This window comes from Aeribacillus sp. FSL K6-1305 (genome assembly GCF_038050115.1).
Taxonomy (GTDB): domain Bacteria; phylum Bacillota; class Bacilli; order Bacillales; family Aeribacillaceae; genus Aeribacillus; species Aeribacillus composti.
In genome coordinates, this window is the sequence record NZ_JBBOQV010000001.1 from 1380491 (window position 1) to 1392928 (window position 12438).

A 12438-nucleotide genomic window follows, 5' to 3' on the forward strand; every position below is an offset into this window, starting at 1 on the left:
ATCCGAAAAGAAATTTCAGAATCTTTCTTATTATTCTTTATTTTAAACAAAAAAGGGGAGGATATCCTCCGCCTTTACATTTCCTCTTGAATTTCAGGCTCTTCCGTCTTCGTTTCAAACTGAATGCCCACTACATGAATGTTGATTTCGTTGATTTCAAGCGCCGTCATCGTTAAAAGCGTTTGACGAATGTTTTCTTGTACTTTCTGTGCAACAGCCGGAATGGAAACCCCGAAATTCATGACACAATATACATCAATGACAATGCCTTCTTCACCTAAGTCTACTTTTACGCCTTTACCATGATTTTTTTTGCCAAAGCGTTCAGCGACTCCTGAAGCGAAATTGCCGCGCATTTGGGCTACCCCTTCTATTTCAGATGCGGCAATTCCGGCGATGACTTCAATGACTTCCGGAGCGATTTCCACTTTTCCAAAGCTTGCTTCATGATTCATTTCCAATCCTGTATCTTTCAAATAGTACACCTCCAAAATTATGACATGATTTTATAATTTTCAAGAAATCTAGTGTTGAACTCCCCGCTGATAAATTTTTCATGATCCATTAATTTCAGGTGGAAAGGTATGGTTGTATGCACTCCTTCTATAACAAATTCACTTAAAGCTCTTTTCATTTTGGCTATCGCTTCTTCCCTTGTCGCTCCGTGTGTAATCAGCTTTGCGACCATTGAATCATAATATGGCGGAATGGAATAGCCAGGGTAGCAGGCAGAATCAATGCGGACACCCGGTCCGCCCGGAGGCAGGTACATTTCGATTTTACCAGCTGAAGGCATAAAATTCTTTTCCGGGTTTTCTGCGTTAATTCTACATTCGATCGCCCAGCCGTTAAATGTAATGTCTTTCTGTTCAAAGCTTAGTGGTTCGTTTGCTGCAATCTTGATCTGCTCTTTGATCAGATCAATGCCTGTGACCATTTCAGTAACAGGATGCTCAACTTGAATGCGGGTATTCATTTCCATGAAATAAAATTGCTCATTTTTATAATCAAAAATGAATTCCACTGTACCTGCACCGGAATAACGCACCGCTTTGGCTGCTTTTACAGCCGCTTCCCCCATTTTATGTCGCATTTTATCAGATAGTGCAGGAGAAGGAGTTTCTTCCACCAGCTTTTGTAAGCGCCTTTGAATGCTGCAGTCCCTTTCACCTAAATGAACGACGTTTCCATGGTGATCGGCAAGAATTTGGATTTCAACATGGCGGAAATCTTCAATACATTTTTCAATGTAAACGCCTGGGTTTCCAAATGCTGTTTGCGCTTCCTGCTGAGTAATTTGGATCCCTTTCCGCAAGCTTTCTTCGTCATTCGCAACGCGTATTCCTTTTCCTCCGCCTCCGGCGGCTGCTTTAATAATGACTGGATAACCGATTTGATTTGCGATCTCAACTGCTTCCTCTTCGCTTTTAATGATCCCTTTTGACCCAGGCACAATCGGAACACCCGCCTGCCGCATTGTTTCCCTAGCAACATCTTTTTTTCCCATTTTTGTGATTGCTTCTGGACTAGGGCCTACAAAAACAATGTTGCAATCATTGCAAAGCTCGGCGAAATCAGCGTTTTCTGCCAAAAATCCGTAGCCTGGATGAATGGCTTCTGATCCAGTCAACGTCGCTACACTCACGATGTTCGTAAAGTTTAAATAGCTGTCTTTAGATGCAGTCGGTCCTATGCAATACGCTTCATCTGCAAGCTGAACATGCAAGGAGTCTTTATCCGCCTCAGAATATATGGCGACTGTTTCGATCCCTAATTCCTTGCAGGCGCGTATGATTCTTACTGCAATTTCTCCTCTGTTTGCTATCAGCAATTTTTTAAACATTTTCTTTCCCTCACTCTGGTTTTACAAGGAATAATGGTTGTCCGTATTCAACAAGCTGACCGTTCTCAACTAAAATGTCGACAATTTCGCCTTTTACTTCCGCTTCAATCTCATTAAATAATTTCATTGCCTCTACAATGCAAACAACGGTATTCTCTTTTACTTTTGATCCTATTGTAACATAAGGATCTGCATCTGGGTTTGGAGCAGCATAAAATGTGCCGACCATCGGCGAAGTAATTTTATGTAAATTTTCTGTTTTCTGCTCGCTTTCTTCTTTCGGCAAATGCACCTCTTTTTTCGGCTGTTCTAAAGATTCAGCAGCTGGCTGCTTTGGCAAAGCTTGAATTTCAGAAGCATTGTTATAGACAACATGCTGATTAGCGCGAGCCGCAGTTTTTTTTAATTGGACCTTTGCCCCTTCGCTTTCATATGTAAATTCATCAATGGATGAATCATCGATCAATTTGATGATTTCCTTTATTTCTTTAAAATTTAACATGAAAAAACACTCCTTAAAATGAATTCCAATTTGCTAGATATTATCATCAAGTATTAAAAGTAACTATCATTTATGATACGATAACTTTTTGCTAAAATTCAATAACTATTAAAAATATGAGCAAACAATTCAAGGCAGCTTTTTCTTCACATGAAAAAATCCCCGATTTTTCTCGGGGAGTCATGTTACTTTGCTATTTCAAATGTTACGGCAACATCTTCCATGGACTGGATTTCATCCTTCACCAATTGAATCAGTTCGTTTGCTTGCTGCGGGGAGTGTTCTTTCGCTTTTACGGTAATTCTCACCTTGTCTCCATCAGCGCGAACTAATGCATCCTCGTAGCCTTTTGTTTTGATAAGTGTTTCTAATACCTTCTCTTTCTCTGACAGCTTGGATAATTCGCGCATCTCCTCATATGCATTGTTTTTTTCCTCAGATGAGACATCATTGGACCCAATAATTGTCTCCAGCTCCTGCTTGCGTTCACTTCTTTCATCTTCCACTTCCATTCTCAGCGCAGTAAATAAATCATCGTCCGTTATTGTGGAGACTACCGATCCATCTTCTGCGCTGGACTGCTTGCTCGATTGTTCTTTTTCTTGCTGCTTCGCATCAGTTTTTTGCTGCTCTGTTTGTTCTTTATTATTGTCATTTCCGCTTTCTTTTTCATTCGAATTCGTCTCTGTATCCGTCAACACCACATCAGGGGAAGATCCTCCTTCAGGAGATGTAATGTAATAAACGGACAGCACAACAACTAAACTTAACATGGTTAATAACCAAACAGTTTGTTTTTTTAACATGTCAAGCATCCTCCTTTACTTTTTTGGCAATACGGCTACTCTATGACTATCAACATCAAGCACCCTTGTAACTGCATCGGTGATCATTTTTTTAATTTGAACGTTTTCAGCACCTTTTGCTACTACTAACACTCCGCGTATTTTCGGCTTTTCGGTTTTTACAACGATGGGCGATTCTTGATCCCCTTTTCGAATGATTACCACTTGTTCGTCAACAGATTTATCTTCCACCTGCCGCTTTCCGCCTTCACGGTCCGTCTCATCTGTCGTTTGGTTTTGAATCGAGCGATTTTTTTCCAACACACTTTCAGATGAAGAGTCAACATTGACAATAACTTCTACCTCACCTACGCCTGAAATGGACTGAAGCGCTCCTTTTAGCTCATTTGCATACTGCTGTTCATAACGTTCAATTGTTCCTTTTTCACTTGTTGTTTGTTTAAATGCGGGCTCAACATCCTCTTCTTCTGCAGCGGTGTTTATCGTTTCTACTGTTTTGCTTTCGCTGGATAAAAAACTGCCGATCAGCATAAAAGCGATTCCAAGCGTCAAAAGTATAAGCATGAATGGATAGGTGGCTGATTTTTTGAGCATATCTCGTCCGGGAAGAAGAGAGGCTAGTCGCTGCAAAAAATTTTTCCTATCATTCACTTAGGCCGCCTCCTTCCATTTCAATCGAAATTTTTTCTTTCGATACTCCCCATGTTTCAGCAAGCTGGGCAATTATTTCGTTTTCATTTGCGAGCATTTTTTTGTCTTCTTCGTTCATGTTGATTTCAACCGGTTTAACCGTTTCAACCGTGTGGGGAAGATCTTTTTCTTCCACGAAAACTGTAACTTGCTTTAAATCGTTTTCTGATTCAATCTTCTCTTTTGTTTCATCAACCGAAAGATGAATTTTTTGAACCTTTAAACCATAGTTTTCTACCAGCTCCTCTTCCGCTAAATTTTTCATTTGGACAGCCATTTGTTCTAAAATATATGCACGGTTGTTAGCTTGTATTTCATTTTTCTTAAATTCTATTGATTTTTTTATTGAATCTTCTTTTGCTTCCGAGTTCAGCAGCTCCTCGGATAACAAGTTCGGAAAATCATAGGAAAATATTTTTAAAATCGGCGTAAGAATGACAGACACTAATAATAAACTAACAACGACTTTTACATATTTTTGCATTGCGGATCTCGGCAGCAGCATATCTAAAATAATGGCAATAAAAATAAATAATATGATATTAGTGACCCATTCGGTGATGAATGACATATACCACCACTCCTATCGAACCATCATGGTGACATTGCTCGCTGCGATAATAACTGTAATGCTTAAAAAAAACATGAACGATACAAGGATCAGTGCCGCTAGTATATAGATGATGCTCTTGGAGATGATGTCTAAACAGGAGATAATCTCTCCCGGCCCTAAAGGCTGCAAAACGGCAGCGGCAAATTTATAGATGAAGGCAATCGCCAGTACTTTCATTGCCGGAAAAATGGTGATCAAAAAGAGAATGGCAACACCAATGACGCCAATTGTGTTTTTTAACAGCATCGATGCGCTGAAGAGCGTATCAGCCGCTTCCGTAAACATTTTTCCAAGCACAGGTATAAAGTTTCCCGTTATAAACTTTGTCGTCCGCAAGGCGATCCCGTCTGTCACAGCTGCCGTCGCCCCCTGGACAGAAATCACTCCTAAAAAAATGGTTAAGAAAATGCCTAAAAGCCAGATGCTAATGCTTCTGAACAGCTGAGCAAGCTGAGTAACTTTATATTGATCCGTCATCGTGCTGATTAAAAATAACAAAGAAGACAAAAACAGCAGAGGGAGAACAATTTTTTCAATCAACAAACCGCTTCCGTTCATCAAGAAAATGGTAATGGGGTGAAAAAATGCAGCCGAAGCAACTCCTCCAGATGACGCCATTAAAGCTATTAACATCGGAATTAAGGCTAGAAGAAAGCTTGTCATCCCTTTAATCGCATTCGTTGCATAGGAAATGGCTACGTGAAAACTGTTTAAAGCTAAAATGACAAGCACCATATAAACAATGGAGTAAGCAACTTTGCTTACATTTTTTTCTTCAAAAGCGTTTTGTAAATGCTGGAGAAGAACGCTAAATATCGTTAAAATAATAATGGTTCCAAGAAGCTTTCCGTTTGCCAAGATTTCATGTAAAAGAAATTTCAAAATGCCAACGGCCCACTCTTTTATAGAAAATTGTTTTTCACCTTTAATAAAATCCATCAAACTTCCCTTCTGGCTTTCCGGAAGAAGTCCTCCGTATGTCGTCATAATGTCATTCCAAAAATTTTTAATTTCCTCAATCCCAAGTTCGTCCATTTGTTCTGCCATATATTCTTGTTGAATCGCTTCTTCTTTTGGAGGATCTGCCGATGAATTTTGCTCTTGAGAGGCTTGTACCATGTTTGGCACAGCGAAAGCAAAAAACGCCAAAAAAAGGATGCCGCGAAAAAATGATGACTGAATCCCCATCACCCCCTTAAACTTATATATTTGGGAGAAGCTTAATCATCGTTTGTATAATCACCGTCATGATCGGAATTGCCATAGATAAGATTAAAATTTTCCCTGCCAATTCAATTTTGGATGCAATGGAGCCTTGTCCGGCATCTTTCGTAATTTGCGCACCAAATTCAGCAATATAGGCAATTCCGATGATTTTTAAAATGGTTTCGACATAAATCAAATCAATGCTTGCTTCATTCGCAATTCTTTCGACCATTCGAATCAATTCATAAATTTGATCCACTAAAAAAAGAAAAATGGAGACACCGGTAAAGACGATTAATAGAAAGGCAAAGGTCGGCTTTTGTTCTTTTATGACAAGAGCGAGCAAAGTTGCAATCAATCCTAGCCCGACAATTTGAAAAATTTCAATCTCCAAAACCTCCTATCCTTGAAAAAGAAAAACCGCTTTAATTTTTTGGAACAAATCGTTGACAATGGAAGCAACCATAAAAAGTATGTAAATAAATCCCAACAATGTAACCCATTGGGCGTACTCTTTCTTCCCCATTTGATCTAAAATGGTATGAAGAAACGCAACGATAATTCCGATTCCTGCGATTTGGAAAATTGTGTTGACGTCAACACCCATGTCCCTTTCTCCTCCCAGCTTATATCGCTACATCAAAAGAATGATAATGAGCAATCCCGCTAAAAATCCTAAGCTTTTCGTCATTTTTCCGTAATGCTCTTGATTAAACAGCGCTTCTTTTTCTTCTTTTTCCAAATGAGCCATTGTCAATTTAATATGCTTTTGCTGGCTGATTAAATCATGCTGCCCCAATGTTTCTCCAAATTGCTTTAAAACTTCCAATTCCCCTTCCTTCAGCGATGTATAAGGCCATATTTCAAGCAGACTGCTTTCCCATGCGCTTTTCACATCCATGTCGCCTTGCGATAATTTCTCAGAAAATAATGTAAATAGATTAGAAAGCGGAGGGGCTGACTGTTTGGCAATATGAAGCGATGCATCCTGCAATGGTGTGTGGCCGTACATGATCTCAGCTTCCAAGCTTTGCAAAGAAACCTTTAATTGCCGCAATTGTCTTGTCCGCTCTGTCAATCGTTTAGCCGAATCAAACCCAATCCATGTTGTTGCTAATAAGATGAATAAAGACCCTAGCAATTTCATCGCTATTTCACACCTGCTTTATACACAATCTCTTTTTCTTTTTTTCCAAATATACGGGAAACCATCCCTGGAGTACCTTTTTTCTCCAATTCCATGTATCGGTCAAAAATGCCTAATTGAATAAGTTCTCTTAAAGTCGGACGGTGCAGCAAATCTTCAAAGCATTCGCCATGAGCGCTCACAAACAGCTGAACACCGCTGTTCACAGCTTCCATTAATGCATCGGTATCTTCCTTACGCCCTATTTCATCAGCAATAATGATGTCAGGGCTCATCGAACGGATCAACATCATCATCCCTTCTGCTTTCGGGCATCCGTCCAATACATCAATGCGAAGACCAAAAGTAAATTGCGGAATTCCTTTTACACTGCCGGCTATTTCTGATCTTTCATCCACAATGCCGACCTTTTGAGGCGGGATCGTTTTAACCCCAGTACTTATGATCCGGGCAAAATCGCGCAGCAGCGTCGTTTTTCCTGATTGGGGAGGTCCAAAAACAAGCGTATTTAACCATTTTTTTTCATATACATAAGGAATATATTGCTCAGCCAGGCCTATTTTCTCCCTTGCTATCCGGATATTAAAAGATGTAACGTGCCGTATGGCTTTGACATTGCCGTTTTCTGTAATCACTTTTCCAGCAAGGCCGATCCGGTGCCCTCCTCCAATCGTAATAAAACCTCTCTTTAATTCTTCCTCCAGTGTGTAAATCGAATATTGGCTGATCTTGTTTAAAATCATCATCCCGTCTTCTTTTGTCGCCTCGTAGTGAAGAAAGTGCGGTTTGCCGAATGCGATGATTTCAATCGGCTTGTACAAACGTATGCGAATTTCTTCCATCTGTTCAAAAAAAGAAGAAGGAAGCTGCTTTAATTCATTTGCAATTGTTTCGGGAAAAATTGAGATGATTTCTTTCAATCTTCCTTCCCCCTTTAATACCTTATTTATTTTCAATGTATGCAAGCTTGGCCACTTTATGACTACCGTTTCTCTTATTCCTTTTTTTTGCATTTATCATTTCAATAGAATTTGATAGAATTTTCTGATTTTAACAGTTATAATGGAGTTAGGGGGTGGTGATTGAATGTTGGTTCAAATTTATGATGGACTTGTATGGCTTCTTGCGGCTTTTATTTATATTGTTATACCTTTTGCCGTTTTCAGTGAATTGAGGAAAAAGAAAAAAGCGTGGATGGATCATTAAAGGTGGACAAGCTGTAATTGAATCCTGTTCAAAAAAAGGCCAGGTTGGAAAGCTTGTGTATTCTGGTCTTTTATAAACGATTGCGAAAATAGCTATAACTTTCTTTTCAAAAAAAATAACCCACAGAAATCAGTTATGAATTCTGCGGGTCTTTTCGTTTTCTTTGACTTTTTTCATTATTTTTTAAGAATAATTACGCACGGGAAACATAAGAACCGTCAGAAGTATTGACGATAATAACGTCCCCTTCATTAACGAAAAACGGCACTTGCACGACAAGCCCTGTTTCAAGCGTAGCCGGTTTAGAGCCGCCTGATGCAGTGTCCCCTTTAATGCCAGGTTCTGTTTCCGTAACAGTTAATTCAACCGTGTTCGGAAGCTCAATTCCGATTGTTTCGCCTTGATACATCATGATGTATACTTCCATATTTTCTTTCAAAAACTTCAACTCATATTCAATTTGTTTTGAAGTAAGCTCAATTTGTTCATACGATTCTGTGTCCATGAAAACGTGCTGATCGCCATTTGCATACAAATATTGCATTTTCCGGGTGTCAATTTGAGCACGTGCTACTTTTTCGCCAGCCCGAAACGTTTTTTCTTGGATGGCACCTGTCCGAAGGTTGCGCAATTTTGAACGAACGAACGCCGCCCCTTTACCAGGCTTTACATGCTGGAATTCAAGAACGCGCCAAATCCCCCCATCGACTTCAATCGTTAAACCTGTACGAAAATCATTTACAGAAATCATATTTGGTCCTCCTATTACATTTTCTTTAACAACATTGATTGGGGCACTCGCTAGAGAATGATGAGCTCTTTCTTCGAATGAGTCAACACTTCATTTCCGTGCTCAGTGATCAAAATATCATCCTCAATTCTTACCCCGCCTTTTCCTGGAAGGTATATACCAGGTTCAACCGTGACCACCATGCCTGGCTGAAGAACGGTATCAGAGCGAGCTGATAGTGTCGGTCCTTCATGGATTTCAAGTCCGATTCCATGTCCAGTTGAATGACCGAAATATTCCCCGTACCCTTTATCCTCAATGTAGGTACGTGTGACAGCATCCGCTTCCCTTCCAGTCATTCCAGACTTGATTTCGCGCACGCCTTTCTTTTGTGCTTCAAGCACGATGTTATAAATTTCTTTCATTTCATCTCCAGGATCTCCAACAGCAATTGTCCGCGTCATATCTGAACAGTATCCTTTATAATAGGCGCCAAAGTCAAACGTTACAAGCTCTCCCTTTTCAATTGGTTTTTCACTTGCTACACCATGGGGAAGGGCTGACCGATAGCCTGACGCGACAATCGTATCGAAAGATGAGGAAGCTGCTCCTTTTTTTCGCATAAAAAATTCGAGCTCATTCGCTAGTTCAATCTCTCTCACACCTGGACGGATCATATGTAAAATGTGTGTAAAGGCAGCATCAACGATTTCAGCGGCTTCCTTTAATATCTTAATCTCTTCATCAGTCTTTATCAAGCGCAACTTTTCCACAATATTTGAGACAGGAACGAATTCAATCCCTTTTAAAACATCCTTGTACGATGTGTATGTTGAATAAGAAAGATGATCCTGCTCAAACCCGAGCGTTTTGATCCCCATTTTCTTCGCCTGCGCAGCGACTTCTTCAAAAATCGATCCTGAATGCTGCACAATTCTAAAATGCTTTACTTGTTTTTTTGACTGTTCTACATACCGGAAATCGGTAATAAAGCATGCATCCTCTTTTGCCACCAGTGCGACCCCGGCCGTACCTGTAAATCCCGTCAAATAGCGGCGGTTATATTCGTTTGTAATGAGCATGCCGTCAATATTTAACTGTTCCATTTGTGAACGAACTTTTTCAAGCTTCATGTGTTTCCTCCCTGATCAAACGTAGTAAAGATAAAGCTGCCAATTGATAGCCGTAAAACCCTAAGCCAATTATTTGCCCTTGTGTCACCGGTGCTGTGACAGAATGATGCCGGAACGGTTCCCGTTGATTTGTATTGGAGATATGGACTTCAATTACCGGTTTTGAAATGCTGGCAATTGCATCCCGTATCGCATAGCTGTAATGAGTAAAAGCTCCTGGATTTAAAATCACTCCATCAAATTGTTGATCGGCTTCATAAAGCTTATCGATAATCTCTCCTTCATGATTCGATTGAAAAAAAGAAAATTGAACTTGTTTTTTTTCACCGAGAGATTTCAATTCATTTTCCAAATCTGCCAATGTTTTTTTTCCGTAAATATGCGGCTCCCTCACGCCTAAATAATTTAAATTCGGGCCATTGATCACAAGTATTCTCTCCATCGATTACACCTTTCTATCATGTATTAAAAAAGAATGTCCAGTATTATGAACATTCTACCATAAGATTCTTGATCTCTCATCATTTAGTTTATGATTGGATCTTGTGACCCTGACACAGTTCTATAATCTCATCATTTAGTTTATGATTGACGTTCCCTATATTCGTAGGAAATGGAATACCCGACAAAAACGCCAAACAGCACATACAAGCAGATGGAGGTGACAATGGTATTTGTACCAAGCCGACCGAGCGGATCGATTTTTAGAAATGCCGGTCCCAGCCAGCAAAAAACAACGGCCCACAGCGCGACTCCGAAAACAATGCCTCCCCATATTGACCGAACTTTTTTGAACAGAACATAATATAAAAATGCAGTAAGTATAGAAATGATGCCTATGAAGGCAGCTCCCGCAAAATGCCCAGCGACTCCGTTCTTCCAATTATCAAAGGCAAATAACATGAGAGCTCGATTTGGCCCGATTTTCGTAAAGTTCAACACATACGCTAAATATCCTATCAAACTCCATAATACTCCGCCAGTAAAACCAATGACAACAATTTTCAGAAAAAAGGATCGGAATGGTTCTTTTTTCTTTTCCTTACCAGTAGAATTCTTTTTTTCGCTGTTAAGCATCCGTCCACCTCCCTTTTTTAATATGTCCACTTTTCTTTTCTTGATGAATTTTTCATGAAAAGTTTATTTTTTGTATGAGCATTTTGCATATTTTTTGACCCAAGAGCCATAAGGATTTCAAAGACATAAAAAAGGACTTCACCCCTAAAATGTAGAATTTTTGAAGTGACGAAACCACAAAAATTCAAAAGGAGGAAGTCACTTTGTATATTCTACAAGAAAGCCTATTTTCCTTTGAAGAACTGCAAAAATTAGAGTCAAAAGAGAAATTACCTATCTTTTTTAGCTCGCTTGATTTACGCCCTTATGCTAAACAGTTGAGAAGTTCTTCACCCCGAGGGGCTGACGGTCATTCCAGAGAAGGGATTCTAAGGGCTCTCATCGCTGCCCCACTCGAAGGCATCGACACCTTTACCGCCCTTCATCATCGATTGGATAAAGACCTTCGTTTCCGTTATCAATGCGGTTTATCGATTGATCGCCCCGCACCGTCTATCTCCACTCTCAGCCGGGTTTTTGCGGCACTTACCAAAAAAAAGCTGGCTGAAAAGATCTTCCTTGACTTGGTACAGTTAGCTCAGGAGGAAGGAATAATTGACGGCAGCCACCAGGCCATCGACAGTGCCGCCATTGATGCCTATGAAAAGAAACAGCCCAAAAAGCGTAGTGAACAAACGGGTAATGCCAATTGGGGCGCAAAATATGATTCCTTCGGCAATAAAATTACCTGGTTTGGCTATAAGATGCATCTTTCAGTCGATACCGCAAGCGAACTGCCAATAGCCATAAAAGTAACCCCTGCCCATGTGAACGATGGAGAAGTCGCACCAGAATTAATAGAGCAAGTGGCAGAGCGTACCAAATCCAAAATTGAATTTCTGATCATGGATGGCGGATATGACCAACTAAAAAACTATGAATCAGCCAAAAACATTGGAGCGCAAGCCATTATCCCGCTCAATTTGCGCAACGAAAAAGAGCCTCCTGAAGGGATTTCTTCCAATGGAACTCCGCGTTGTTCCATGGGTTATGAAATGACTTATTGGGGAGCTGATAAGGACCAGCTCAAGTTCAGATGTCCTCACGCAACCGGCAAAGTGGATTGCCCATTAGGAATGGCAGCCTGTTCATCTTCCAACTATGGAATGGTGGTAAAAGTCGACATCAAAAAGGATGTGCGCCGATATTCCAATCCGCACCGTGATACAAAACGTTGGAAAGAGCTTTACAACGAGAGGACAAGTGTAGAACGCTGTAATTCAAGAATGAAAAGCTACCTTACGGCGAACTCCCTACATGTATGGGGAATTGAAAAAGTAAAGACCCATATTTACCTGAACGCTATTGTATTACTTGTTTCAGCGCTAGCGATGGCAAAGGAAAATAAAGGGAAGAAAGCCGCTTAAAAAAATTCAATGTGAAAAATTCTGTAGGTATGCCCGAAAACAAGATTATTGTAATATTTTGTAAAATAACATGCTGGTA

Annotated in this window: 16 protein-coding genes; 1 reads left to right on the forward strand and 15 read right to left on the reverse strand. The window is 40.1% G+C overall.

What is annotated here, in order from left to right; genetic code table 11:
* Positions 1–74 precede the first annotated feature (74 nt).
* The 15 genes from NST97_RS06610 to NST97_RS06680 form a co-directional block, all read right to left on the reverse strand.
* On the reverse strand, positions 75–476 hold the full coding sequence (locus tag NST97_RS06610; protein WP_063388124.1) for an Asp23/Gls24 family envelope stress response protein: 402 nt from the start codon (positions 474–476) through the stop codon (positions 75–77).
* 17 nt (positions 477–493) lie between these two features.
* Positions 494–1843: an acetyl-CoA carboxylase biotin carboxylase subunit gene (gene accC / locus NST97_RS06615; RefSeq protein ID WP_063388123.1), complete on the reverse strand. Its 1350-nt coding sequence runs from the start codon at positions 1841–1843 to the stop codon at positions 494–496.
* A 10-nt stretch (positions 1844–1853) separates the two neighbouring features.
* Positions 1854–2345, reverse strand: a complete 492-nt coding sequence (gene accB, locus NST97_RS06620; protein ID WP_066247610.1) for an acetyl-CoA carboxylase biotin carboxyl carrier protein — start codon at positions 2343–2345, stop codon at positions 1854–1856.
* A 185-nt stretch (positions 2346–2530) separates the two neighbouring features.
* Positions 2531–3151: a SpoIIIAH-like family protein gene (locus tag NST97_RS06625; protein ID WP_340787841.1), complete on the reverse strand. Its 621-nt coding sequence runs from the start codon at positions 3149–3151 to the stop codon at positions 2531–2533.
* Between the two features lie 15 nt (positions 3152–3166).
* Positions 3167–3802, reverse strand: coding sequence for a stage III sporulation protein AG (gene spoIIIAG / locus NST97_RS06630; protein ID WP_341343055.1), 636 nt, complete (start codon positions 3800–3802; stop codon positions 3167–3169).
* On the reverse strand, positions 3795–4412 hold the full coding sequence (spoIIIAF, locus tag NST97_RS06635) for a stage III sporulation protein AF (RefSeq protein ID WP_063388120.1): 618 nt from the start codon (positions 4410–4412) through the stop codon (positions 3795–3797). Before spoIIIAF ends, spoIIIAG begins: the two co-directional genes overlap by 8 nt.
* Before the next feature lie 12 nt (positions 4413–4424).
* The gene (gene spoIIIAE, locus NST97_RS06640; protein ID WP_339230400.1) at positions 4425–5642 is read right to left on the reverse strand and encodes a stage III sporulation protein AE; all 1218 of its coding nucleotides are present in this window, start codon (positions 5640–5642) and stop codon (positions 4425–4427) included.
* Between the two features lie 13 nt (positions 5643–5655).
* Positions 5656–6054, reverse strand: coding sequence for a stage III sporulation protein AD (spoIIIAD, locus tag NST97_RS06645; RefSeq protein WP_094246193.1), 399 nt, complete (start codon positions 6052–6054; stop codon positions 5656–5658).
* A 6-nt stretch (positions 6055–6060) separates the two neighbouring features.
* Complete coding sequence (gene spoIIIAC, locus NST97_RS06650; RefSeq protein ID WP_063388118.1) at positions 6061–6267, reverse strand: stage III sporulation protein AC; 207 nt, start codon at positions 6265–6267, stop codon at positions 6061–6063.
* 27 nt (positions 6268–6294) lie between these two features.
* Positions 6295–6807, reverse strand: a complete 513-nt coding sequence (gene spoIIIAB, locus NST97_RS06655; protein ID WP_339196817.1) for a stage III sporulation protein SpoIIIAB — start codon at positions 6805–6807, stop codon at positions 6295–6297.
* Between the two features lie 2 nt (positions 6808–6809).
* On the reverse strand, positions 6810–7727 hold the full coding sequence (gene spoIIIAA / locus NST97_RS06660; protein ID WP_339196819.1) for a stage III sporulation protein AA: 918 nt from the start codon (positions 7725–7727) through the stop codon (positions 6810–6812).
* 479 nt (positions 7728–8206) lie between these two features.
* A complete protein-coding gene (gene efp, locus NST97_RS06665) occupies positions 8207–8764 on the reverse strand; it encodes an elongation factor P (protein ID WP_063388115.1) in 558 nt (185 codons plus the stop codon).
* Between the two features lie 50 nt (positions 8765–8814).
* On the reverse strand, positions 8815–9876 hold the full coding sequence (locus NST97_RS06670) for a M24 family metallopeptidase (protein ID WP_094246194.1): 1062 nt from the start codon (positions 9874–9876) through the stop codon (positions 8815–8817).
* Positions 9866–10318, reverse strand: a complete 453-nt coding sequence (gene aroQ, locus NST97_RS06675) for a type II 3-dehydroquinate dehydratase (protein ID WP_339193038.1) — start codon at positions 10316–10318, stop codon at positions 9866–9868. The genes NST97_RS06670 and aroQ overlap by 11 nt, the downstream gene beginning before the upstream one ends.
* Positions 10319–10458: 140 nt before the next feature.
* On the reverse strand, positions 10459–10953 hold the full coding sequence (locus tag NST97_RS06680; protein ID WP_340733988.1) for a YqhR family membrane protein: 495 nt from the start codon (positions 10951–10953) through the stop codon (positions 10459–10461).
* A 203-nt stretch (positions 10954–11156) separates the two neighbouring features.
* On the opposite strand from NST97_RS06680, the gene NST97_RS06685 reads away from it, so the two are divergent.
* Complete coding sequence (locus tag NST97_RS06685; RefSeq protein WP_339192838.1) at positions 11157–12359, forward strand: transposase; 1203 nt, start codon at positions 11157–11159, stop codon at positions 12357–12359.
* The last annotated feature ends 79 nt before the right edge of the window (positions 12360–12438 follow it).